Raw genomic sequence first — 22,962 nt, 5'->3', positions numbered from 1 at the left:
GTTCAGCGGGTTCCGAAGGTCGTGCGCGAGAATATCGGTGAACTCCTTGAGGCGGTCGTTCTGCCGCTCTAACATCCGCTCGTACTCCTTCGCAGTCGTCGTGTCCCGGCTGATCGCCGCGTACCCGCGGAACTCGCCGTTCCGCAGCGGCGACAGCGTCAGGGTGCCCCAGAAGACGGAGCCGTCCGCGCGCCGGTGCCAGTGTTCGAACTCTACCGATTCCTCTCTCGGCTCCGCGAAGAAGTCCCCGGGAAGTGAGTCGGAGTCCGCCTCGCCCTCGTCGTCGGCGAACAGCATCCGGACGTGTCGGTCAAGGACCGCCGTCGCGTCGTGTCCGTAGAGCGCCGTCGCCGGCGCCGGCCACGCGACGATGTTCCCGTCGGCGTTCAACATGAAGATTGCGTGCGTGGAGACGCCTTCGAGGAGGCGACGGGCCACGGGGTCTCCCGACTCAGAGGCGTTCGTCGGAGGATCAAGGGCGTTCGTCGCGGGGTCGGGATCGTCTGTCACACGAGGGGATTACGCTCCGGTTACCAGTCTCTTCGGACTGGCTTACCAAGGTACTTATACCAGAACCAAGCGGCGAGGCCGCGGGCGTCAGTCTGCCAGTTCGACCACCAGGACTTCCATGTCGGACCCCGTGCCCTCGGTCCGATACTCCCACGTTCCGCGGGGATCGACGCCGTTCTCGAGGGCGTCGCAGAGCACCCGACCGAGGGCGACCTCGAACTCCTCTGTACTCGATATGTCGTCTTCGGATGAGTCGCCAGTTGTCATGATGAAACGTACACTCGACTGCGATACGATGCTGTCGCGAAACTCACCGCCGCGCAAACAGAGACCGCAGTCGTCTGTTTCTACGATTATTGATAGGTCTCCTAAACGGATAATACTACCGAAACACATGGTACACCAAGGTGAATCGCGCTCCAGTAGAAGGTTTCTACCGAGTTTTTAACGCGTTTGCGACAGAACAGTGCTGTATCTGATGAGCGTTATCGTTGAGTTGACTATTCCATCTGTCGAATTCGAATTGGGACGGATCCTCCGGATCGAAGAGCCGACGCAGCTCACGCTGGAAACGATGGTGCCGCTGGGCGGGAAACCCACGCCGTTTGTTCGGATCCAGAACGAAGTCCGCGAGACGTTCGAGCGCTCCGTCCGCGAACACCCCTCGGTCAACGACATCCAGCTCGTCGACACCCACGAGGACGAGACGCTGTACGCGCTGAACTGGGACCCCTCGGAAGCCTCGCTGCTCCGCCGGATCCTCGACTTGGACGCGGTCCTGCTGGGTGCGACCGGAACCGCCGACACGTGGGGGCTCGAACTCAGGTTCCCGAGCCACGAGGCGCTCTCGTCGTTTCAAGAGTTCTACCTCGACGAGGACATCGACGTCTCGATCGAGCGCATCTACAACCCCACGAAGCCGGACGCCGGTCCGTGGTACGGGATGACGCCTCCGCAGCGCGAGACCCTCGCGGCCGCCGTCGAGGCCGGCTACTACTCGCTCCCGCGGCAGATCTCCACCCAGGAGCTCGCGGACTCGTTCGGCATCTCCGATCAGGCCGTCACCGAACGCCTCCGGCGCGGTATCTCCACGCTGGTACTGAACACGCTGCTGGTCGACGAACCGGACGAGTAGCCGCGGTTCTGGCGGTGAGGCTCTGTTGAAGTTCTATTCTTCAGATACGTTTTGTCCGAAACAGCCGGTCACTGAAAACTGCGAATTAGACGGGTCTCTGACACGTGAGAGACAAGTGACGGTACGGACAAGACGGTAGTTGAGAAAATCATCGAAGGAATCGCCGATGCGAAAGATGTGAAGCCGGAGAATCCTCACATTATGCTCGAAAATTACCTGAATTGAGGCGCTAAGGCCCCTTCCTCAACGAACGAGCGAAGCGAGTGAGTAGGGAGGGGATACAGCGCCGCACGGTTCTCAAACACGTTCGACGCTCGGCCCACAGGCCCACGCAATCGAAACAACTATGCGCACAAACACGCATAATGCGTATGTAGTGAGGCGGAAGAACATCACCATCCGCGAAGACCAAGCCGAGTGGGTCGAGGAGAACCATCTTAACCTCTCGTCGTTCGTTCGCGGACAACTTGACGAACTCATCGAAGAACGCTCGTGAACTACAACTACAGGTATCGACTCCGACCGTCCGACGCTCTCGAAGAACAGTTAGCGTGGACTCTCGATACCTGTAGACAAGTCTACAACCACTTCCTCCACCGCCTGAATCGGAACGACGACACCTCGGCATACTCCGAGCAGAAGCTCCTGCCGAGTCTCAAGAAGTGGTGGAGCGACCTGAAAGGCGTTCACTCGAAGGTACTACAGAAGGTCGTGCAACGGCTGTACGACAACCTCTCGACACTACGAGGGCGCAAAGAGAACGGCTACCGCGTCGGGACGCTCAAGTGGAAGGCACCGGGCGAGTACCGCAGTTTCACCTACAGTCAATCCGGCTTCAAGCTCAAGAACACGGGCGGTCGGACGCGACTGTGGCTCTCAAAACTCGGAGAAATCCCGCTCACCTTCCACCGCGACCTCCCCGACGACGCCGACATTAAGACCGTCACGGTCAAGCAAGAACCTACCGGGAAGTGGTACGCCATTCTCGGCATCGAGACGCCCGACGACCCGCCGGAGAAGCCGGAGAATCCCGAGAACTGCGTCGGCATCGACGTGGGGATTCTCAAGTACGCCCACGACACGGACGGAACCGCCGTCGAATCCCTTGACCTCTCCGACGAACGCGAGCGTTTGGAACGCGCACAGCACGACCTCTCGCGGAAACAGCACGGGTCAGACAATTGGGAGAAACAGCGTCGGGTCGTGGCAGAACGCCACGCCGAGTTGAAGAACAAGCGCCGCGACTTCCTTCACAAGCTCTCGAACTACTACGCTCGGGAGTACGACTTCGTGGCGGTCGAGGACTTGGACGCAAAGGGGTTGGTCGAACTACCGGGCAACTCGCGGAACCGGGCAGGTGCGGCGTGGGGAACATTCCTGCGGATGCTCAAATACAAGTGCGAACGCGAAGAAACGTACTTTGTTGCTGTGAATCCGCGCGGAACGACGAAAGAGTGTGCGTCCTGCGGCGTTTCGACCGAGAAACCGTTGTGGGTGCGCGAACACTCCTGCCCGGCGTGTGGGTTTGAGGCTGACAGAGACGCGAACGCGGCGTTGAATATTCTTTCTCGCGGTGTGAAGAAGCGGTTAGGAGCGGGACGCTCCGAATTAACGCCTGTGGAGACTGCGCTCCCTGTGTCCTCGGTTGTGGATGCAAAGCGCGTCGTGAAAACAGGAAGCTCCACCCTCAAGCGCGAGGGCGTCAGCCCGAGCGGTAGGGTGGGGTAGTTCACTATCGGTTTCCGTCGGGAGAAGAACAGTACGGAGCGGAACACCGCCGAGGACGGGACGGTCCTCGGGGTTGACCTCGGTATCCAAAACCTCGCTGTCACCAGCACCGCCTTCTTCTTCAGCGGGCGGGAGTTGACTCACGACTTCCGCGAGTTCGAGAAAGTACGCGCCGGACTCCAACAGACCTGGACGCGAAGCGCCCATCGGGCGCTCGAACAGTCGAGTGGCCGGGAATTTCGCTACGTGCGTGACGTACTTCACCGAGCGTCGAACGCTATCGTGGACGAAGCCCTCCGATATGAGTCCGACGTGATAGCCTTCGAGAACCTAACCCACATCCGCGATCGCACAGGTGCGTTGTGGGGTCACAAGCGGGCGTTCCGAGCGCTGTACGAGAAAGTGGCGTATAAATCCGAAGCGAAAGGTATCTCAGTGAAGCAAGTCGGGTCACCGTACACGTCACAGCGGTGCGCCGAGTGTGGCTTCACAGCTGAGGAGAATCGCGCGACCCGCACCGATTTCCGGTGCGTGAAGTGCGAGTCGGAAGCGAACGCGGACTACAACGCGGCGAAGAACACCTGGATGTGGTATGTCCGTCGGGGCCAACAGTCGTCTCGCTGGACGGGCAATAGTCAGCATGCCCTAAAGTCTGGAACAGTGACGCCGAGTGGCGGATTCACCGCCTACCCGGATGGGTTCGAGGCCGAGTTCATGGACAAGCCCCACTCTCCACGAGCGAACCCCTCAGAATGAGCGAAGTAGGGTGGGGTAGTTGACACACCTTATCGGCAAAGGCGAGACCCTCGACGGGTCGATGCTGTTCTCCGACGCCCTCGACATGGAGTTCGACAAGGTCGAGATCCCCAAGCAGGACGACTGCCCGGTCTGCGGCGATGATCCGGCCATCGAGTCCGTCCACGACGTGGAGTACACGGCATCCTGCGCGATCGACGCTGGTGGCGACGCCGAACCGGAGATCGAAGCGATCGAGTAAGAGGCTTCCCTCCGACCCGGTTTGGGGCGACGCGAACCGGGGAGTTTCCGAGACGAGGATGGTTCGTAGCGCCGGTCTCGCCGTTTCCCGTTGAGCGACCGCGTGCCGAGTGCTGTGAGAATACTCGCCGTCTGCGGGGTTCGTTCAGCGCTCGCTTCGGATCGAGACGGTCTCCTGTTCGAACGCCTCCTCGTTGTCGCGCCACCGCCACGAGCCGACGAAGGGGTAGCCGTCGAGTGCGCAAATGACATACGAGTGGTCCGGCCACGTGGCCTGTGCGGCGTCCGTCTCGCTCGGGTGCGTCGGTCCGGTCGGGTGCGAGTGGTAGAACCCGACCACGTCAAGACCCGCCTCCTCAACGGTCTCAATCAGCTCAAGCTGCTCTTCGGGGTCGATCAGGTAGCGGATCTCTGGTGTTTCCGCGACGTTCTCAGCAGCGTACGTCCCTGTGACGACGCTCTTGTCACCGTCAGTGCCGTGTTCGCCAGCGAGCACGCCACAGATCTCTGCCTCGCCGCCTTTGTACGCCCGATACACGATGTCATCGTACGCTGCCCGCGTGAGTTTGATCATACCCTGAGATAGCCTGATGTCCGGATAAGTCCGTTCCGACCGGCAAGAGGGGAGGCGAGTCAGGAGAACCGGCGGTCATTGAGGACGTGACGTACGCAAAAATAGGGGTGCTGTTCGCGGAGTTGACGCCGTCTCCGAGTCAGCGTTGTGTCGGGTGAGCGCGCCGAACCGTTTAGAACGTGATAATCTCGTAGTCGTCGCCGACGAGCGATTCGGGTTCGAGCCAGCAGTCACGAATACACTGAAGCGCCGGGAGACAGATCGGATCGAACTCGCCGGCACCGTCGTCCCTGTTCATACCGCGAGCTGGTGGCTGGCCTCGTCGTAGGCGAGTGCGGCTTGGATCACGGTGAGATTCTGCTGACTGTGCGCGTACAGAGGCGTTATAACAAGATACTGTCTAATCACAGTCGGATGGCTATACTGGACGACCTCTCGGGGTTCGAGTTCGAGGACCTGATAGAAGATGTCTTCCGCAACCTCGGCTACGAGAACGTCCGCCAAGCTGAGAAGACAGCTGACGAGGGCCGAGATGTCCTGATGGAGGAAGTCGTCGACGGAACACGGAGAGCAATCGTTGTCGAGTGTAAGCACACGGGGACGGTCGGGCGGCCAGTCGTCCAGAAGCTCCACTCGGCGATCGCGACGTTTGACTTTGACGGCCCCAAACGCGGAATGGTCGTCACGACTGGCCGGTTCACGGACCCTGCTCAGGAGTACACAAACCGACTCCAACAGAACGACGACCCCCACCCAATCGAGTTGCTCGACGGCGAGGCTCTCCGGGAGATCGCCGACGAGATCGGGCTTGATCTCTATAACGGTCGCATTGAGATTCTCTGTGACGAGACGCTACGTCCCCACGATCCGACAACAGATGTCGACGCCCCTGTCAAGGAGAGGTTCCGTGACATCGAGAACATCGAGGCCGCCGACCTTCCGGAGCCACATTCGACGGTGACGTTCCGCCCGGTGGTTGCGGTCACCGCGGACACGAACGCTGTCTTCGAGACATCGGTAGGCGTCATCCACCGGATCAACGATCGCACACAGTTCGTCGTCCACGCTGACCGTGGACATCCGAAGGTGGCCGACGACGACGTCGCGACGCTAGTCATCGAGAACTTCCACGCGGCGGTCCCCCTCGATATTGGACAGTTAACCGAGGTATTCGACGACGTCGAGGAGCGCCGATTTGGGCAGACCCAAACAGAGTACAAGGAGTGGGCTGTTGACCGGCTTCAGGACTATCACACGACGACGGTGACCTATACCGGCGACAACAACGTCACCTACAACAAGACGTGTAGGCCGAATCTCTCGGATATCTCTGTGCAATCGATCGAGCCGGTGTATCTCCCTGAGGTTCGGCAGACGACCGAGCTGCAAGAGTATTCGTATCCGTACGAATACTATGCTGCTGGCCCTTCACGGGTCACCTTGGAGGACGGGATTCATCGGTGCGTCCACTGCGAGACGAGCGGTATCGACGAGACCTACACCTACTGTCCGAACTGCGGGGCGATCGCCTGCCGCAGCCACATCAAGACCGAACGGGTGGAAGGTGAGCCGGTCTGTACGGGCTGTGCGGTGACCGAACGGTTCGCGTTGAAGCCGAAGTACTTCTACGGCGAACAGAATCTCGAGACGTTCCGCGAGGAATACGCCGAGATGCCACTTCACGAGAAGGCGATGGAGAACCCGTTACTGGCGGGCGGCAGCGTGGTCGCGGCGCTGCTGCTCATCATTGGACTGCTCGTTATATAGATCAAGGAGAATACCTGCGGCTTCAGCCGCAGGATGAATCCGACAACTCGGAGTCAATCTACACTACAATAGCCACACTGAGATTTGGCAATCCGCATCTTAAAGGGACAGGCAATCCCACGTATAGATAGGAATCAGACTGGGAACAGAGCGACTCCCGTTAGTCCTACGATGGCGGTCTGTCCGCCCCAAGCAATGAGACAGTAATCGGAACCAGTTGGGTGAGCGGTCGGTTCTTATAATGAACCGATACAGTGCCCGACTGCTGTACGCACCACAGAAAGTAACTCCAAGTCCAGCGAAGTCTGCCGGACTCCCCGAGGCAAAAACAACTCCGGGAGTCCGAACACGATAGAGGATAGGAGTACCGGGGGCTTGGCACTCCCAGCAGTCCCACCCGTCACAGTCCGTGAACCCCACACGGATTCTCACCGTGTCGGAGTTCGGTGGAACTGTAAACCTGAAATCTCCAACGCTCAGGATTCCTCCGCGTTTACGCGGAGGAGGATGTCAACGGCGGGGTCATCTGAACGGGCTTGCTGATCACCTAGACTGGTGGTATTTATATCACCCCAGAAGCCCTGATGGGCGCTAACCCAGCGTGGAGGTCTGTTTGTCTACATCTACTTCGCAGTCGACGCCGTCGCTAGGCGCATCGGGTCACTCGAGAGTTGGCGCGGTCCGACGGATATTTCGCTGTTGGCGGCGACCTCCTCGTGAATGAGTCGCTACGGGACGGCCGGCCGATTCTTGCTTCTGTGTGCCGTCTGGGGCACCGCGTTCATGGCGACGGACGTCGGCCTGGCTGATCTCCCTGCGGTGCCGTTTGCGGCCGTGCGTTTCGACATCGCTGCCGCACTGTTGTTTGTCGCTGTGGTTGCCTCCGATGCGGATATCCGTCCCCATACTCGGGACGACTACGTCTACGTGCTCGTCGGTGGCGCGCTCACAATCGGTGCGCACCACGCATTCCTCTTCGCGGGCCAGCGGTACGTCACGGGCGGTGTCGCGGCCGTTCTGTTGGGTCTCGTCCCCGTGGTGACACCTGCGCTCACGCGGCTCGTCTCTACTGAGGAAGAGTTTACCGCTGCCACCGCACTCGGCGTCGTGCTTGGATTCGTTGGCGTCGTCGTTATCGCTGATCCCGACCCCGCGAATCTCGCGGACAGCGTCTTCGGAGTGTCGCTCGTGCTTGCGTCCGCACTTGCGTTCGCCGTCGCCGCGGTCGTCACGCACAGCAGGTCGCCGTCGATGCCGTTCCTCTCGACGCAGGCGTGGATGATGGCTATTGGCGCCGTCGTGCTCCACGCCGCCGTGATCGCAGTCCCTGGTCAATCGTTCGCGGCCGCCACGTGGACCCCGTCCGCACTCGCCGCACTTGCGTACCTTTCTGCCGTTGCTGGCGTCGGCGGCTTCTTGCTTTATTTCACGTTACTCGACGACCTCGGACCCATCGAGATGAGCTTCATTGAGTACGTCATCCCCGTGTTCGCAGCGCTGGCCGGCTGGCTCGTGCTTGGGCAGGAAGTGACGCCGGCGACCGTCGCCGGGTTCGGGTTCATCGTGGCAGGGTTCGTCGCCGCGAAGTGGCGGACATTGCGTAGAACATAGTGGTGCGTGATTGGTGACTTCGGGAGACCTTCCGAACACTTCGCTGGGGTCCCAGTGGTTGGCAAGTGCGGTACACGATCAAAGGATCATCTCACGAGCCGATTTTGAGTGGATCGCCTCCCTCCCAAGCGAGGATAAGATCTTACTTATTGGTAGAATTTGTGTCAATTCGTAATTCGGCGAAGTTACTACCTAATTTGCGGGTTGGTTCGCAACTCATACATACAAGGTTCAAGATCATAATTTCACGCCCCATACGAATGTCAGAACGCCCTCCATCCGATGATTCAGACGAACAACCCTTCGATACCGATCTGGCCGACTGGCCATCAGATGACTCGGATCAAGACCAGTCGGCGCCACCGTGGATTCCGCTTGGCATTGTTGGGATTCTTGCTGTTGCCGTCGGCTGGTTCTTCCGGCCGTGGCTCCATGGCCTCATCTACACGGTGTATACGACGCCGCTACTGTTGCTTGGCATCATTGCTGGTAGTATCGCGGCGTGGGTTACCGTACGTGCGGGCGACCGCGTTGAGACCGTCATCAACACGCTCTCCAGCAGCGACCACACGATTACCCCACTTCGTGTCGGTGTAGTCGTCGTCGTGATCGCTGCGTTCGCGCTGATGCCCGTCGCTAACGCGGTCGCTGGCGTCACATTAAGCGACCAAACAATGAGCCAGACGGCTACTGTTGAGCAACTCGACGATGTTGACGCCGACAATCCCCGAATTGTCACGCGAGCGGTCGCCGAACGGTACGCATCGAACACACTCAACCGGCCGCAGTACCGCGTCGGGGAGACCGATATCAGCGTGGTGAATGGGACTCCCTACTGGGCTGCTCCGCTCGCTCCGGATGGCCTATTTAACACGATCACAAAGCGTCAAGCTGGAACTGTCCTTGTCGATATGACAACTCAGCAGGCGAATGTACGGTCCGTAGACGGCGAGCTCGAAACTGGCGTCGGAACGATCTTTTATCGGAACTACCGCTGGAAGCTCCTCAAATCGCAGGCATATCTCGTGGACTACGGTGATCCGAAGATGGTCATCCACAATGAGACTCAATACATCACCGTCCCATACACTGAGCCCACATTCCACTTGACGCCGTTACCACACTCGACACCACAGTGGGGAGGCGTCGCCGTCATTGATCCAAGCGGTTCGATCGACATGCTCTCTCCCTCTGAGGCTGCGGCTAGCCCAATTCTTGACACTCAGCAACTGTATCCAGAGAAACTGGCGCTTCAATCGGTCGCGGCAACGAAGTACCGAAATGGAATCCTCAACACCTATACGAGCCACGAAGATGAAATCGAGATCGCGCCGCTTCCCGGAGACGGAAACGACCAGCCGTTCTTCATTCTCTCTGAGTCGGGGCCGCAGTACGTTGTTGCTGTCGAACCGTACGGCGACGCACAGGGTCTCCAAGAGTTGTGGACAATCGACGGCCAAACCGGAACCTTCGAACGCTACATCCCAACTGACTCGCTGTTCGGCCCACAGCGAGCAGCAGATCTCGTGCGGCAATCAGCACCACAGACAGACTGGGACCGCTTTTCGCCAGCCGAACCCATTCTCACAGTCATCGACGATCGAGAGTATTGGCAAGTGCGCGTCGTCCCCGAAGATAACAGCGGGATCGCGTACGTCGCGTTTGTAGACGCACGGTCCGGGAACGTCGATTCGTTCGAAGAGACTGACGCGATCTCGCAGTTCCTCGCTGGCGAGACACCGGTCGAGAATCCTACCGAAACAGACCCAGTGACGCCTACGGAGACGCCGACGGTTATCGTCCAACGAGTTGCCGAGAACGGTACTGTAATTGAGACCATGAGAGTGTACGACGACGAATCGCTCGAAATACGGACACCCACGAACACCTCCGTTGGTACAGAGAACGCGACCGCTCAAGCCCTCGGCAGTTAGGGAAATGGCTCGGTAATGTGGGCGCTATTGAGTTCGGCATGCTGTCCACCTGACGAAGGCCCGTTTAAAAGCCGCTACCCAACTTGTCCGATGTTATTCGATCCAAACGGTTTTGCGATTGACAAACTCCTTGATCCCAGCCTCGGAGAGTTCCCGGCCATAGCCTGAGTCCTTGACACCGCCAAACGGAACCCGTGGGTCGGACTTCACCAACTGATTCACGTACACGCAGCCCGCGTCGATACGGCTTGCCACACGTTCACCGCGGTCGCGGTCCTGCGTCCAAACGCTGGCTCCGAGTCCAAACGGTGTGTCATTAGCCTTGGTGATCGCCGACTCCTCGTCGTCAACCTCGTAAACCGTAGCTACTGGGCCGAATGTCTCCTCCGTGTCGACGGGACACCCTTCCGGGGGATCAGTCAAGATGGTCGGCGGGTAGAAGGCTCCTTCTCTGTCGAGAGGCTCACCGCCAGTCACGAGCGTCGCTCCAGCCTCGACGCTTGCGGTGACCTGTTCATGAAGAGTTTCCATAAGATCTTCTCGGGCCTGTGGCCCGATATCGGTCTCCTCGTTTGTGGGGTCTCCCACAACGAGCGAATCCATCTCGTCGGTCAGTGAGCCAAGGAATTCATCGTATACGTCCGTGTGGACGATGAACCGTTTCGCGGCAATACACGATTGACCACCGTTTAGATTCCGCGCCCAAGCGCCTGTCTCAGCCGCAGCCGATAGGTCCGCATCGTCGAGGACAACGAATGGGTCGCTCCCTCCAAGTTCGAGGACGGTCTTTTTGAGTTGGTCACCGGCGTTCGCGGCTACCGCACGTCCAGCTGGACCACTTCCTGTCAGCGTTGCGGCCCGAACCCGACTGTCCGTCAGGAGATTATCTACGAGATCCGATGGAATCAGCAGCGACTGGAAGACGTCATCAGGATACCCGGCCTTCTGGAACACTTCCTCGATTGCGAGCGCGCACCCAGGTACATTCGACGCGTGCTTGAGAATCCCCACGTTTCCAGCGGTGAGGTACGGTGCGGCAAAGCGGAACACCTGCCAGAGTGGGAAATTCCACGGCATCACCGCTAAGACAGTTCCGAGCGGTTCGTGTTCGGTTTTCACTTCTGACCCCGGAGGACTCGGATGGTGGTCGGCTTCGAGATACGCACTTGCGTGTTCCGCGTAATGCTCACAGACCCACGCGCACTTTTCAACCTCGCCAACCGCCTGTGAGATCGGTTTACCCATCTCCCGCGTCATCGTCTCGGCGTACTCCTGTTTGTTCTCTCTGAGTACCTCTGCCGCGTTCGCCAGAAGTTGCTCTCGCTCCCGAAGCGGGCGGGTCTGCCAGTCTTTGAATGCTTGTTCTGACCGGTCTAAGGCCGCTTCAACGTCGTCTTCATCGTGATCGTCGTATGTCTCAACACGAGCCCCCGTTGCTGGATTCACTACATCCATGCGATCTGGGAACGCAACACAGGTACATTAACATTGGTCACGTTTGATAGCTGCTCAGGTAACCGGCCCGGCACTCAGAACTGACGATCTAATTCTGTACTGGGGTGTTTAGCGGAACACAGAACCGAGATAAAGGGATGGTGTGTCATGGACCTACACATTTATGTAGTGAGCGACACTCACGGACGATTGTTAACAATGGAAACCGAAATTGGGGATGACGAAAACAAAGAAAAGCAGACTGGGGAGACACCGACGAGTTCAGCAAGTCAATCGCCGATTGGGCGGCGACGGTTCCTACAGGCGACCGGTGCGGGGACGGCGGTCGCACTCGCCGGCTGTTCAGGCGGTGGTGGCGACAGTGGGCCCGTAACGCTCGGTGCCGCATACATCCTCTCAGGGTTCGCCTCGTTGTACGGCGAAGAGGCAGAACGGGGAATTGAGTTTGCGCAGTCGCGGATCAATGACAACGGCGGTATCGACGGGCGGGAGGTCGATGTGATTGTCCGTGACACCGAAGCAAGCGGAGACACGGCAATCCAGCAGATCCGTAGTCTTGTCCAAGAGGACAACGTCGACGGACTGTTTGGGCTCGACTCGAGTGGCGTTGCGCAGGCAGTTGCGCCACAAATCTCCCAACTTCAGGTCCCGTTCATGATCACGCACGCGGCAACCCCGTTCGTCACCTCGCCGCAGGGTGAACATGAAGACTCCGTTGGGAACGAGTACGTGTTCCGCGATTCCAACAGTCTCGCACAAGACGTGTACGGCGCAGCGCGTGTTGCCGAGGAACTCGATGCCACCGAATGGGCCACTATTGGGCCAGACTACGCCTTCGGGTACGAGACGTGGGATTACTTCCAGGCCTATTGTGACGGACTCGGTGTCGAGGCTGAGTTCACGGCCGAGCAGTTCCCGGCGCTGGCGACGAGTGACTACACGCCATTTATTAGCTCCATCCTCGACGCCGACCCTGACGCGGTACTCACCCCACTGTGGGGGGCTGACCTCACAACGTTCATCGGGCAGGCTGAGGACGCCGGCTGGTTCGACCAGATCGACCACACGCTGTTCAGTGTCGGGATGGGGACGGACTACCCCAGCGACGGCAGCCCCCTCCCGGAGGGAGAGTACGCATCCACCCGGTATGATCCGTTCGTCCCTGACTCAGAGACGAACAACTCGTTCCGTGAGGCGTACTACGAGGAGTACGGCACGCTCCCAACGTACAATGCCGAGGGAGCATACCGCGCGCTCTATCTGTACAAAGACGCGATCGAATCAGCCGGTAGCACAGAGGCCAGCGCGCTCGTCGACGAATTCACCGGCATGGAGCACTCGGGCCCAGTCGGTGAGTACCAGTTCAGCGAGACAAACCAAGCGACGGTCGCGTCAGTCTGGGGCACCGTCACATATGACGATGAGTGGGAAAGTAACGTCCTCGACCCGGTGAACCGATACGAGGCGGGTCCCGACGTGCTGTCGGAAGCACTCGGCGACTCTGACCTGCCGACGGGTATCTAACCCTCTTGCCGTTTTTATGAGTCTCACATCACTCGTTCCACTGATCGGTATCTCTGACGTTGTCATCGGGCTCAGCCTCGGGAGTCGCCTCTTTTTAATTGCGGTTGGGCTGAGTCTCATCTTCGGCGTACTCGGTGTGCTCAACTTCGCACACGGCGGGTTCTACATGCTCGGTGCGTACGTCACCCTAGCGGTGGTCTCGAACGTCATTGACAACTTCTGGATCGCCGCTGTGGTGGGCGCTTTAGCCGTTGGTATCGTTGGTGCCGTGATCGAATTCTCTGCGATCCGGCGGCTGTATGACCGTGTCGACTCTGACCTTGACCAGCTGATAGTCACGTTTGGTTTCGTACTCGTCATTCACGAGACAGTCCGGTTCATCTGGGGGTCGGGATCGTACTCGATCGATCCGCCAGACGTGTTCAACTTCTCTGTGACGTTCGGCGGGAGTACGTTCAACGCGTACCGGCTGGTCGTCATTGGCTTGGCTGTCGCGGTGCTCATCGGACTGTGGCTGTTCATCACGCGGACGTACTTTGGATCGCTGGTCCGAGGGACCTCCTCAGATCGTGAGATGGCAGCCATGCTCGGTGTCGACGTGCCGCGGCTCTACACTGGGGTCTTCTTCCTCGGTAGCGTGCTGGCTGGCCTTGGTGGAGCGCTCTCCGCACCGCTCCAGTCGACCAGCCCAGCCCTCGGTGATCAGGTGATCATTGACGCGTTTATCGTCGTGGTCATCGGCGGCCTCGGCTCAATGAGCGGCGCGTTCGTCGGTGCGATGCTCATCGGCATGATGCAGAGTCTCGGCCCGCAGTTTATCAGTGCCGGCAGCATCGCGATTCCATTCCTTGCGATGGTGATCGTGTTGCTGATCCGTCCTGAGGGACTCTTCGGGGGGATCGGCGAATGAGCGCGACCGACACCAGCAGTCGGGTTAGCCGGTTTAGATCCGCTGTCGCCGAGGGCTGGACCCGTGAGCGGTTTGGCGTCCTTGGAGCCCTCGCATTAATCTTGATCACCTTTGCGCCGCCGTTCCAAGTCTACCTGTTCACCGACTTCCTCGTAGTTTCGCTGTTCGCGCTCGGGTTCAACCTGTTGTACGGGTACACCGGTCTGCTGTCGTTTGGCCACGGCCTGTTCTACGCGGGTGGCGCGTACGGGATCGCAATTGTATTGCGAGACCTAGGACCGATGATCGCTGATATTGTCGGTACCGGAATTTCGCCGCTCGTCACGTTCATGATTGGTGGCGTTGTCGGCCTCGTACTCGTTATCATCGTCGCTGTGCCTGTCGGATGGCTCAGTGTCAGGTTACAGGAGATCTACTTTGCTCTGATCACCCTTGCGTTTGGGATGTTGGGCTACTCGCTCATCATCCAAGATCCGGCGGGACTGACAAACGGTACTGACGGGGTCATTGTTCTCCTCGGGACTGTAGACCTCGGCGGTACAAGCCTTCGGATTGGTGGCAGGCGGATCTACTACGTAATCTCGACCATTACCGTGGTCGCGGCAACGTACGGAGTATGGCGCATCGTCAACTCACCGTTTGGGACCATCTGTAAGGCGATCCGAGAGAGTCCTGACCGGGCGGCCGCGCTCGGGATCGATGCGAGCCACCACCGCTGGATGACGTTCATAATTTCGGCAGCAGTCGTCGGAATTGCAGGTGTCCTTCGCGCGGGGCTCGCCAGCGTTGCCTCTCCAGGACTGACCCACTGGTCGACGAGCGCAATCGCCGTTATCGCTACCGTCATCGGCGGTGCGACCTACTTTTACGGCCCGTTCGTGGGCGCATTTATCTTCCTGTACATCCGGTGGGCGATTAGTCGCTTCCCGGCTCTGGAGGCCTACTGGGAGCTGTTCTTCGGCGCGTTGCTCATCGCAGTTGTGCTGTTCTTCAAGCAGGGTGCTGTTGGTGGCCTCTTGCTGCTCCGCGATCGAGTGCTCGGCAATAACGACGACAGTGACCCTGGTGGACGAGAGAATACCGTTGACCCCGGTGAACAGGCCTCGGCTGCGTCAGATCACGAGGACGAACCGGGCAACGATAACATGGCGACTGACAGAGGTGATGACACGTGACAACCGTCCTCAAGACAGACGATCTCCGCAAACAGTTCGGAGAACTGACCGCCGTCGATAACGTCTCTATCGAGATCGACGACGACAAAATTACCAGTATCATCGGACCAAATGGAGCTGGAAAGACGACATTCTATAATCTCCTTACTGGTGTGCTCCAGCCAACGGGCGGATCTATCTGGCTTCGAAGCGGCGATCAAAACGAACTTACTGACGTTACCGATGCGGAGCCGCACGAAGTTGCGCAGGCAGGACTCTCGCGGTCGTACCAGATAACGAATATTTTTGAAGGGCTCACTGTCCGCGAAAATGTCCGTGTGGCTCGGATCAGCCACGAAGGGACCCGACTTGACTTCCGCTCGCGGGCAACTGGTGATGAGTCCGTTGAGGCCGACATCGAGGAGATACTGGAGCTCACTGGGCTCACAGACATCGCAGATACACCCTGCGACACGTTGAGTCACGGCGAAAAACGGACCGTCGAGATCGCCTTGGCGCTCGCTATCGAGCCGAACGTCTTCCTGATGGACGAGCCCACCGCAGGCATGAATCCGACTGAAGTCACGGAGATTGTCTCGTTGATCCGGGAACTCGATGCGGACCTCGACGCAACATTCGTGGTAACTGAACATAACATGGATGTCGTCACTGACATCTCTGATCGAATTGTCGTGCTTGCCGAGGGAGCGATCCTCGCAGACGGGACACCACAAGACGTGCTGGCGGATGAACGGGTAACCGAAGCATACCTCGGAAGTGATAGCGTATGACGATACTCACAGTCGACAAAATCGACACGTACTACGGGAACAGCCACGTCCTTCACGGGGTTTCGCTAGAGATCGACGAAGGCGAGGTAGTGACACTACTCGGACGCAACGGCGCAGGGAAAACGACCACCATGCGCTCGATCATTGGTGCGTCTCCCCCACGGTCCGGCTCTGTTACGTATCGTGGCGAGGAGATTACGGGACTCTCATCTGATGCGATTAATGGACTGGGAATCTCGCTCGTGCCGGAAGATCGCCGGGTGTTCCCCACTTTGACCGTCCAAGAGAACCTTCGCTTGGCACATAACCTAGCAAGCGATCCGCGGCCGGTTGAAGAGATGTATGAGTTGTTCCCTGCGCTTGACAATCTCCGTGATAGCAACGGACGGAACCTCAGTGGCGGCGAACAGCAGATGGTCTCGGTCGCTCGCGCGCTTGTCCAGTCACCAGATGTGTTGCTGCTTGATGAACCGACGGAGGGGCTCGCGCCGGTGATCGTTGACGATCTTAAAGAAATCGTCCAGACTGTTGTTGAACAGAACGTGACTGTCCTATTGACTGAGCAGAACGTCGACTTCGCGTTCGAACTTGCCGAACGGGGATATATCATGGATACTGGAGAGATTGTTTTCGATGGGACGGTCGATGAGATTCGGGACCGAGAGGACCTGCTTGAGACGTACCTCTCTGTGGGGACTGCCGATGCCTGAGGAGCTTACACTCCGTCCGTTCTTCTGGCGGGCCACTCGGCTCTTCCCCGAGACTGAGGTCGTCTCACGCACCCACGATGGGATCGATCGCTACACCTACGCCGACTTTGGCGATCGTGTCCGGCGGCTTGCGGCCGCGCTGGCCGATCTCGGTGTCACGTCCGGCGATCGAGTCGGGACGCTTGGATGGAATACCCACCGACATCTCGAGGCGTATTATGCGGTTCCGCTCTCTGGCGCGCAGCTCCATACGGTAAATCTCCTGTTACAGGACGACAACGTCGAGTACATCGTCAACGATGCCGCCGACGACGTACTGATTGTTGACCGTGATGCCGTGGCGATCCTCGATCGCCTGTGGGACCGTATCGAGGGGGTACGCGAGGTCGTCGTCATGGATGACACGGTGCCGAAGACCGAGGCAGACTTGCCGCTGTCGGCCTTCGAAGACTTGATCGCGGACACAGATCCCATAGCGTCGTGGCCACCGCTCTCGGAAGACGATCCAGCCGGGATGTGTTACACCTCTGGGACGACAGGGAAGCCGAAGGGTGTTGAGTACACCCACAAGATGCTCTACGCCCATGCTATGATGGTGATGACGCCCGCTGCGCTCAACGTCGCTGAGGACGACGTTGTGATGCCGGTCGTCCCCATGTTCCACGTGAACTCTTGGGAGTTCCCATATGCTGTGACGATGGCCGGCGCAAAGCAGGTCTACCCAGGGCCGTCTCCAGATCCCGCTGACCTCGTCAATCTGATTGAGTCTGAGGAGGTGACGCTCACTGCGGGGGTCCCGACAGTCTGGATCGATGTCCTTGATCACCTAGATGAGCACGGCGGTGACCTCTCCTCGCTTGAGCGTATCATCGTTGGCGGCAGTGCTGCCCCACGGGAGGTGATGCGACGCTACGAAGACGAATATGAGGTGACGATCGAACACGCGTGGGGGATGACCGAAACGATGAGTATCGGCTCAGTTTCCCGGCCGACATCCGGGACTGCCACCGACGGCCGCGAAGCGGCTCTCGACAAACGAGCGAAGCAGGGGTTACTCTCACCCGGCCTCGAGATGCAAGTTGTCGGGGATGACGGCGAGTCAGTCGCATGGGACGGCGAGGCGTTCGGTGAGCTGCTTGTTCGCGGTCCAACTGTTGTTGGGGAGTACTACAACCGACCGGAGGCCAACGAGACGGACTTCGTCGAAGCAGATGACGGCGGGAGCCGATGGCTCCGCACTGGGGACATCGCCACCGTCGACGAAGACGGCTACATCGAAGTTGTTGACCGGGCAAAGGATGTCATCAAGTCCGGCGGTGAATGGATCTCCAGCATCGAACTGGAGAACGCCTTGATGGCACACAGTGACATTGCCGAGGCGGTCGTCATTGCGGCGCCACATGAACGCTGGCAGGAGCGGCCGTTGGCGTTTGTCGTTCCGAAAGCGGGCTGTGAGATTGACGTAGAGTCTGTCCGGACGTTCCTCCAAGAGGAGTTCCCACGCTGGTGGCTTCCAGACGACGTCCAGATCCGTGAGGAGATTCCGAAAACTGCGACCGGGAAATTCGATAAGAAGACGCTTCGAGAAACCATCGAGGAGCCGGAACTCCCGTATGCGCCTGGCGATGGGGGTGGCCAATGACCACTGATGATACAACCGCGGCCGGAGCTGACATGGCACCAGTGGATGTCCTTCCAGACCTTTCGGGCCAGGTTGCTGTTGTCACTGGTGGCGGGCGCGGCATCGGACGCAGCATAACTCTCGGGATGGCTGCTGCGGGAGCCACGGTCGTCCCCTCGGCGCGGACAGCTACTGAGGTTGAGGCTGTTGCCGACCAAGCCCGCGATCTAGGTGTCGAAGCCCGCGGCATCACCGCCGATGTGACCGATGGTGATGACGTCGAAACGCTGTTTGAAGAGACGGTGGAAGCGTTTGATTCGCTCGATATCCTCGTCAACAACGCCGGGTTCAACCCTGGAGACGCGCTTGGTGACCCGACTGAAATTGAGTCCGCTGCGGTCGATAGTGTTCTCGACGTGAACCTGCGAGGATCGTTTCGAACGCTCCGAGCTGCCGGCCCCCATCTCCGGGAAGCAGGTGGCAGTGTCGTCAATGTCGCGAGCGTTGCGGGAGAGGTTGGCCTGCCGAAACAGCATCCATATGTCGCGTCGAAACACGGCCTCGTAGGATTGACAAAGAGCGTAGCGATGGACTGGGCACCAGATGTGCGGGTCAACGCGGTTGCCCCCGGCTACGTCGCAACCGACCTCACTGAAACGCTACAGGAGAACGAACGGCTTCGAAAGTCGATCCTCAACCGGACACCGCTTGACCGGTTTGCCGACCCCATGGAGATTGCCGGCCCCGTCGTCTTCCTCGCAAGCGACGCAGCGAGTTTCATTACCGGCGAAACACTCGCTGCGGACGGTGGCTGGACCGCACGGTGAGACGGCTGGGTGACAATGGTCAATGGGGACTACAGCCGCTCCGTCTCTCCGTTGATGTACGCGAGTGTCCGCGACGCGAGCTCGGGAACCTGTGTTTCCATCTTTGGATACAGTGGGTCGTCGCTATCGTCATTTAGGTGCCTCGCGAGAAACATCTCGCCGAGCCCAGCCATCTTGTACGCTGCGAGTGCGCGGTAGAACCGCTCGTGAACGAACTCACGTCCCGTTGCTGTCTCATAGTGATTGATTACCTCCGAGCGAGTCGGGTACCCTTCGCGAGCTGTGAACGTCGACATTAAATCTGGCATCGCCGGGTCTGGGTCACCCTCATCGTACCAGAACAACAGCAGCCATCCGAGATCGGCAAGTGGGTCACCGAGCGTCGACAGTTCCCAGTCGAACACAGCAACGACCTCTGGCGGTGTCCCTGGCCCATACATCACATTGTCGAGTTTGAAATCTCCGTGGACGAGCGTCTCTGGATGGTCATCTGGGACATTGTCGGCGAGCCACTCACCGACAGCCACGAGGTCAGGAACTTCTCTGACAGACTCCGTTGTCCCAAAGGCCCACTCAAGTTGCTCCGTCCACCGCTCGACTTGTCGAGTTGTGTATCCCTCTGGGCGACCGAATTCGGCAAGTCCAACTGCCTCGTAATCAACGACGTGGATAGCCGCAAGCGTGTCGATAAGTTCGGTTCCGATCTGCTTGCGTGCGTCGGGATTGGCAAACCGACTTGCTTCGGCGTCTCGCAATACGCTGCCGTCGGCACGCTCCATGAGATAAAAGTCGCTTCCGAGCACTGAGGGGTCGTCGCAAGCGCGCAACGTCCGGGGTACCGGAACGCCGGTGCCGGAAAGTGCGTCGACGACATGGTGTTCGCGGAGTACGTCATGGGCGGTGTCAGCCGTCTTACCGGGCGGCGGTCGTCGGATCACCAGTTCGTGGTCGCCCCACGTGACGAACAGCGTTTCATTTGAGTGCCCCTCTGCGTGTCGCTCAACGTCGAACGTATCCACCTCCCCGAACTCCTCGGTAAGGTACTCACTGAGCGCGTCATCGTCAACCAGCCGGTCAAGATAGCTAGTATCAGTCACGACCGTTCTACCCCCATTCGATGCGTGGCGAGCGATGACTGCGTTGGCCTGTTCTCCAAGCGAACGGATTTATTGGTAACGGGATATTCGACTAACATTGTAAATTAATTTCTCGCTGACTTGGAGATCAGCTTCGCTTATTATAGCTTTTTGGGGTAATAGCCGGAACCACTATTTACATTGCTAATCAATATCTGGTATGGAGTACAACGATATCGGACGTGGACCCGAGGTCGCCGACGCCGTCAGGGAATTTATTGAGGAAACGGTGCTTCCTGTCGAGCGCGAGTGGCTTGGTAGGGGACCGGTCCCACCAGCTGAAATCGAAGCGTTGCGTGACGCCGCACGCGACAGAGAGATTTACGCTCCGCAAGTCGACGAAGCGTACGGCGGACTTGGTCTCGGATTCCGTGAGATGCTCCCTGTGTTCGAGGAGGCGGGGCGAAGCCTACTCGGCCCAACCGCGCTTCGGTGTGCGGCACCGGATGAAGGGAACATGCATACCCTCGAGATCGCGGCCACTGACGACCAGAAGGAGCGCTGGCTCCGTCTGCTTGCGGCTGGCGAGATTGACTCCGGGTTCGCGATGACCGAGCCGATGCAGGGCGGGGGATCGGATCCGAAGATGCTGGGAACAACTGCGGAGAAGGACGGCGATGAGTGGGTCATCAACGGGCACAAGTGGTGGACAACTGGTGGTCTTGAGGCCAACCTGTTGTTGACCTTCGCCCGTACTGACCAGGAGGCACATCCATACGCCGGCTGTTCGGTTATCTTGGTGCCCGCTGACACTGACGGCGTTGAAATCGTTCGGAATATCCCGCACCTTGGCGAAGACTTAGTCGGAACAACACACGCCGAAATCCGGTTTGACAACGTTCGAGTGCCGGTTGAGAATACGCTCGGCGAAGAGAATGAGGGATTCAAGCTCGTACAACAGCGGCTTGGTCCGGCTCGACTTACTCACTGTATGCGATACGGCGGGATGGCCGACCGTGCGCTCGACATTGCGACCGCCTATCTCTCTGAACGGGAAGGGTTCGGTGAACCGCTCTCGGAGAAACAGGGGCCACGGTTCCGAATCGCTGATCGCCGCACCGAGCTTCACGCCGCCCGGACGATGGTGCGCCACGCCGCCAGACGGATCGCTGATGGTCACGAAGCGCGCATCGAGGTGGCGATGGCTAAGACCTTCGCAGCGAACGTGGCCCAGGAGGCGATTGACGACGCCCTCCAATTCTGTGGCGGTAACGGGATCGCCTACGACCTGCCGATTGCCCGGTTCCACGAGAACGTCCGGCAGTTCCGGATCGTTGATGGGGCCGATGAGGTCCACCGGCGGTCGATCGCGCGTGATGCCTTTGAGGATCCACCCACTGAGGAGTTAGCGCCTGTCACTCGGTTCGGTGAATTCGACTGACTTGACAACGAGCGTTGGTCGTCATTCCTCCCCGTTGTCTTCTTGGAACACCTCGAACAACTCCGGGTCGGTCCCGAACTTGAGGACGTTCGTCACGACGGAATTACGAAGATTATTTATGAGTTCTCCGTACTCCTTGTAGAAATCGTGGATCCACTTTGACTCCTGTTCGCGATCTTCGAACATCATGATCGTCTTCCACTGGTAATCGCCATCCGAGAGGAAGTACATGAAGGTATGGCGGCTTGATCGGACGTGTTCGAGTGCTTCTCGCCAATTCTCTTCGAACCCTTCTGGGTTAAATTGGAACTCGAACAACGAAAAGAAGAGATTCTCCTCGTTTGGAACAAGTGCTTCGCGGAACACGCCGTCTTTCCGCATTCGCCGGATTGACTCGCTAACGGTCACATGGGAGACGTCAATGCCGTGCTTTTCTTCGAGGAGGTCTCGGAGGCTACGGGAGGTGAGTTGTGGGTCGCGCGCAAGCTCCCGTAGAATAAGCGTGTCCCGCTCGGAGATATTCCAGTCGGGATCCGTCTGCTTCTCGGGCATTCTTCCGTATATGTGGAATCGTCATGCTAATCAGTATTTGGACTGCGCGCGGCTAGGTTCCGTCACAGGACCGGTGCGTTCTCTAGGGATTGCTCCGTGCTGACGCCCTCTAGGAGTCCTTAGGAATCGAGCTCGGCCTTTGCGCCATCAATCTCAATCGAACGCCTGTCACACACAGCCGGGGAATACGGTATCACCGTCGAGATGCGGTCAGAAGCCGATACAATCCGGACCTGCCCGGCGTATGGTGAACAGGACGACACCGACCGGGGAGGTGACGTATTCCGGTGTCCGTGTAGTCACGAAGCCCACGCAGACCTGTGCGCGTCTCGCACCTTCCTCGAACAACAGGCTGACGAAATTGAAGCTGGGTCGATAGTTCGGCCCGTGCGTCTCAGGTGGGACGACCACAACTGGTCGGGAGTATCACACTCTCCCGAGAGGGCAAGTCGCAACGAGGAGCGCACAAACCGGAGCCCAGACGACGGGAAACTTGCTTCCGTGGGTTCGGCATAGCCAACATCCCCACCGGAGGAATCCCACGGCTTCAGCCGTGGGAGGAAGTCAATCGGCAAGGAAACGGCCCAGCAGCTATAGTTTGACTGATAGATTTATATGGAATAATAATTTTTTAAATGTAGAACAC

21 protein-coding genes and 2 pseudogenes are annotated in these 22,962 nt (G+C 58.8%); 16 read left to right on the top strand and 7 right to left on the bottom strand.

The window, feature by feature from the left end:
- Together B9H04_RS13500 and B9H04_RS13495 are read right to left on the bottom strand one after the other, a co-directional pair.
- Nucleotides 1–510, bottom strand: a 510-nt coding sequence (locus B9H04_RS13500; protein ID WP_139835088.1) for a PAS domain-containing protein, incomplete at its 3' end; no start/stop codon positions are given.
- 87 nt (nt 511–597) lie between these two features.
- Nucleotides 598–777: a hypothetical protein gene (locus B9H04_RS13495; protein ID WP_049933472.1), complete on the bottom strand. Its 180-nt coding sequence runs from the start codon at nt 775–777 to the stop codon at nt 598–600.
- Nucleotides 778–988: 211 nt separating this feature from the next.
- Between B9H04_RS13495 and B9H04_RS13490 the strand changes: the two genes are divergently transcribed.
- The 4 genes and pseudogenes from B9H04_RS13490 (at nt 989) to B9H04_RS13475 (ending at nt 4,370) form a co-directional block, all read left to right on the top strand.
- Nucleotides 989–1,645, top strand: coding sequence for a helix-turn-helix domain-containing protein (locus B9H04_RS13490; protein ID WP_085682788.1), 657 nt, complete (start codon nt 989–991; stop codon nt 1,643–1,645).
- Between the two features lie 492 nt (nt 1,646–2,137).
- Nucleotides 2,138–3,373 (top strand): RNA-guided endonuclease InsQ/TnpB family protein, encoded by a 1,236-nt coding sequence (locus B9H04_RS13485; protein WP_049933475.1) that lies wholly within the window; start codon nt 2,138–2,140, stop codon nt 3,371–3,373.
- Nucleotides 3,374–3,379: 6 nt separating this feature from the next.
- A pseudogene (locus B9H04_RS13480) lies at nt 3,380–4,129 on the top strand (RNA-guided endonuclease InsQ/TnpB family protein); the annotation flags it as partial.
- 19 nt (nt 4,130–4,148) lie between these two features.
- Nucleotides 4,149–4,370, top strand: a complete 222-nt coding sequence (locus B9H04_RS13475; RefSeq protein ID WP_248648722.1) for a hypothetical protein — start codon at nt 4,149–4,151, stop codon at nt 4,368–4,370.
- Between the two features lie 144 nt (nt 4,371–4,514).
- Here B9H04_RS13475 and B9H04_RS13470 read toward each other — a convergent pair whose 3' ends face one another.
- Together B9H04_RS13470 and B9H04_RS19465 are read right to left on the bottom strand one after the other, a co-directional pair.
- Nucleotides 4,515–4,943 carry a desampylase gene (locus tag B9H04_RS13470; protein WP_049933478.1) on the bottom strand — a complete coding sequence of 143 codons (429 nt, stop codon included), beginning with the start codon at nt 4,941–4,943 and terminating at the stop codon, nt 4,515–4,517.
- Between the two features lie 172 nt (nt 4,944–5,115).
- A complete protein-coding gene (locus B9H04_RS19465; RefSeq protein WP_255509803.1) occupies nt 5,116–5,241 on the bottom strand; it encodes a hypothetical protein in 126 nt (41 codons plus the stop codon).
- A 116-nt stretch (nt 5,242–5,357) separates the two neighbouring features.
- On the opposite strand from B9H04_RS19465, the gene B9H04_RS13465 reads away from it, so the two are divergent.
- The 3 genes from B9H04_RS13465 (at nt 5,358) to B9H04_RS13455 (ending at nt 10,255) form a co-directional block, all read left to right on the top strand.
- On the top strand, nt 5,358–6,710 hold the full coding sequence (locus tag B9H04_RS13465; protein ID WP_049933479.1) for a restriction endonuclease: 1,353 nt from the start codon (nt 5,358–5,360) through the stop codon (nt 6,708–6,710).
- Nucleotides 6,711–7,430: 720 nt separating this feature from the next.
- Nucleotides 7,431–8,321 carry a DMT family transporter gene (locus tag B9H04_RS13460; RefSeq protein WP_049933124.1) on the top strand — a complete coding sequence of 297 codons (891 nt, stop codon included), beginning with the start codon at nt 7,431–7,433 and terminating at the stop codon, nt 8,319–8,321.
- 260 nt (nt 8,322–8,581) lie between these two features.
- Complete coding sequence (locus B9H04_RS13455) at nt 8,582–10,255, top strand: hypothetical protein (RefSeq protein ID WP_049933125.1); 1,674 nt, start codon at nt 8,582–8,584, stop codon at nt 10,253–10,255.
- A gap of 93 nt (nt 10,256–10,348) precedes the next feature.
- On the opposite strand, the gene B9H04_RS13450 is transcribed toward B9H04_RS13455, so the two are convergent.
- The gene (locus tag B9H04_RS13450; RefSeq protein WP_049933126.1) at nt 10,349–11,710 is read right to left on the bottom strand and encodes an NAD-dependent succinate-semialdehyde dehydrogenase; all 1,362 of its coding nucleotides are present in this window, start codon (nt 11,708–11,710) and stop codon (nt 10,349–10,351) included.
- Between the two features lie 198 nt (nt 11,711–11,908).
- Here B9H04_RS13450 and B9H04_RS13445 point away from each other — a divergent pair, with 198 nt between their 5' ends.
- From B9H04_RS13445 to B9H04_RS13415, 7 genes are read left to right on the top strand one after another with little or no spacing between them, the layout of a single operon-like run.
- Nucleotides 11,909–13,234 carry an ABC transporter substrate-binding protein gene (locus B9H04_RS13445; protein WP_049933127.1) on the top strand — a complete coding sequence of 442 codons (1,326 nt, stop codon included), beginning with the start codon at nt 11,909–11,911 and terminating at the stop codon, nt 13,232–13,234.
- 16 nt (nt 13,235–13,250) lie between these two features.
- Entirely contained in the window at nt 13,251–14,144 is an 894-nt protein-coding gene (locus B9H04_RS13440) for a branched-chain amino acid ABC transporter permease (RefSeq protein WP_049933129.1), read from the top strand.
- A complete protein-coding gene (locus B9H04_RS13435; RefSeq protein WP_049933130.1) occupies nt 14,141–15,319 on the top strand; it encodes a branched-chain amino acid ABC transporter permease in 1,179 nt (392 codons plus the stop codon). Before B9H04_RS13440 ends, B9H04_RS13435 begins: the two co-directional genes overlap by 4 nt.
- Nucleotides 15,316–16,089, top strand: a complete 774-nt coding sequence (locus B9H04_RS13430) for an ABC transporter ATP-binding protein (protein WP_049933132.1) — start codon at nt 15,316–15,318, stop codon at nt 16,087–16,089. Before B9H04_RS13435 ends, B9H04_RS13430 begins: the two co-directional genes overlap by 4 nt.
- Nucleotides 16,086–16,799 (top strand): ABC transporter ATP-binding protein, encoded by a 714-nt coding sequence (locus B9H04_RS13425; protein ID WP_049933134.1) that lies wholly within the window; start codon nt 16,086–16,088, stop codon nt 16,797–16,799. The genes B9H04_RS13430 and B9H04_RS13425 overlap by 4 nt, the downstream gene beginning before the upstream one ends.
- A complete protein-coding gene (locus B9H04_RS13420; RefSeq protein WP_049933135.1) occupies nt 16,792–18,441 on the top strand; it encodes a long-chain fatty acid--CoA ligase in 1,650 nt (549 codons plus the stop codon). Before B9H04_RS13425 ends, B9H04_RS13420 begins: the two co-directional genes overlap by 8 nt.
- A complete protein-coding gene (locus tag B9H04_RS13415; protein WP_049933137.1) occupies nt 18,438–19,247 on the top strand; it encodes an SDR family NAD(P)-dependent oxidoreductase in 810 nt (269 codons plus the stop codon). The genes B9H04_RS13420 and B9H04_RS13415 overlap by 4 nt, the downstream gene beginning before the upstream one ends.
- Nucleotides 19,248–19,276: 29 nt before the next feature.
- Here B9H04_RS13415 and B9H04_RS13410 read toward each other — a convergent pair whose 3' ends face one another.
- Nucleotides 19,277–20,344, bottom strand: a complete 1,068-nt coding sequence (locus B9H04_RS13410) for a phosphotransferase family protein (RefSeq protein ID WP_049933138.1) — start codon at nt 20,342–20,344, stop codon at nt 19,277–19,279.
- Between the two features lie 199 nt (nt 20,345–20,543).
- On the opposite strand from B9H04_RS13410, the gene B9H04_RS13405 reads away from it, so the two are divergent.
- Nucleotides 20,544–21,764, top strand: a complete 1,221-nt coding sequence (locus B9H04_RS13405; RefSeq protein WP_049933139.1) for an acyl-CoA dehydrogenase family protein — start codon at nt 20,544–20,546, stop codon at nt 21,762–21,764.
- Nucleotides 21,765–21,785: 21 nt separating this feature from the next.
- On the opposite strand, the gene B9H04_RS13400 is transcribed toward B9H04_RS13405, so the two are convergent.
- On the bottom strand, nt 21,786–22,316 hold the full coding sequence (locus B9H04_RS13400; RefSeq protein ID WP_049933140.1) for a winged helix-turn-helix domain-containing protein: 531 nt from the start codon (nt 22,314–22,316) through the stop codon (nt 21,786–21,788).
- 156 nt (nt 22,317–22,472) lie between these two features.
- Between B9H04_RS13400 and B9H04_RS13395 the strand changes: the two are divergent.
- Nucleotides 22,473–22,832: pseudogene (locus tag B9H04_RS13395) on the top strand (zinc ribbon domain-containing protein); the annotation flags it as partial.
- Between the last annotated feature and the right edge of the window lie 130 nt (nt 22,833–22,962).

The sequence above is a fragment of the Halorubrum ezzemoulense DSM 17463 genome, from assembly GCF_002114285.1.
Classification (GTDB): domain Archaea; phylum Halobacteriota; class Halobacteria; order Halobacteriales; family Haloferacaceae; genus Halorubrum; species Halorubrum ezzemoulense.
The sequence above is the reverse complement of the archived record's forward strand: the minus strand, read 5'-3'. Positions and strand labels throughout refer to the sequence as shown.

What these genes read in the sequence shown, in the direction of transcription:
- B9H04_RS13495 (WP_049933472.1), bottom strand. Translation starts at nt 777, where the DNA reads ATGACAACTGGCGACTCATCCGAAGACGACATATCGAGTACAGAGGAG.
- B9H04_RS13490 (WP_085682788.1), top strand. Translation starts at nt 989, where the DNA reads ATGAGCGTTATCGTTGAGTTGACTATTCCATCTGTCGAATTCGAATTG.
- B9H04_RS13470 (WP_049933478.1), bottom strand. Translation starts at nt 4,943, where the DNA reads ATGATCAAACTCACGCGGGCAGCGTACGATGACATCGTGTATCGGGCG.
- B9H04_RS19465 (WP_255509803.1), bottom strand. Translation starts at nt 5,241, where the DNA reads ATGAACAGGGACGACGGTGCCGGCGAGTTCGATCCGATCTGTCTCCCG.
- B9H04_RS13465 (WP_049933479.1), top strand. Translation starts at nt 5,358, where the DNA reads ATGGCTATACTGGACGACCTCTCGGGGTTCGAGTTCGAGGACCTGATA.
- B9H04_RS13460 (WP_049933124.1), top strand. Translation starts at nt 7,431, where the DNA reads ATGAGTCGCTACGGGACGGCCGGCCGATTCTTGCTTCTGTGTGCCGTC.
- B9H04_RS13455 (WP_049933125.1), top strand. Translation starts at nt 8,582, where the DNA reads ATGTCAGAACGCCCTCCATCCGATGATTCAGACGAACAACCCTTCGAT.
- B9H04_RS13450 (WP_049933126.1), bottom strand. Translation starts at nt 11,710, where the DNA reads ATGGATGTAGTGAATCCAGCAACGGGGGCTCGTGTTGAGACATACGAC.
- B9H04_RS13445 (WP_049933127.1), top strand. Translation starts at nt 11,909, where the DNA reads ATGGAAACCGAAATTGGGGATGACGAAAACAAAGAAAAGCAGACTGGG.
- B9H04_RS13440 (WP_049933129.1), top strand. Translation starts at nt 13,251, where the DNA reads ATGAGTCTCACATCACTCGTTCCACTGATCGGTATCTCTGACGTTGTC.
- B9H04_RS13435 (WP_049933130.1), top strand. Translation starts at nt 14,141, where the DNA reads ATGAGCGCGACCGACACCAGCAGTCGGGTTAGCCGGTTTAGATCCGCT.
- B9H04_RS13425 (WP_049933134.1), top strand. Translation starts at nt 16,086, where the DNA reads ATGACGATACTCACAGTCGACAAAATCGACACGTACTACGGGAACAGC.
- B9H04_RS13420 (WP_049933135.1), top strand. Translation starts at nt 16,792, where the DNA reads ATGCCTGAGGAGCTTACACTCCGTCCGTTCTTCTGGCGGGCCACTCGG.
- B9H04_RS13415 (WP_049933137.1), top strand. Translation starts at nt 18,438, where the DNA reads ATGACCACTGATGATACAACCGCGGCCGGAGCTGACATGGCACCAGTG.
- B9H04_RS13405 (WP_049933139.1), top strand. Translation starts at nt 20,544, where the DNA reads ATGGAGTACAACGATATCGGACGTGGACCCGAGGTCGCCGACGCCGTC.
- B9H04_RS13400 (WP_049933140.1), bottom strand. Translation starts at nt 22,316, where the DNA reads ATGCCCGAGAAGCAGACGGATCCCGACTGGAATATCTCCGAGCGGGAC.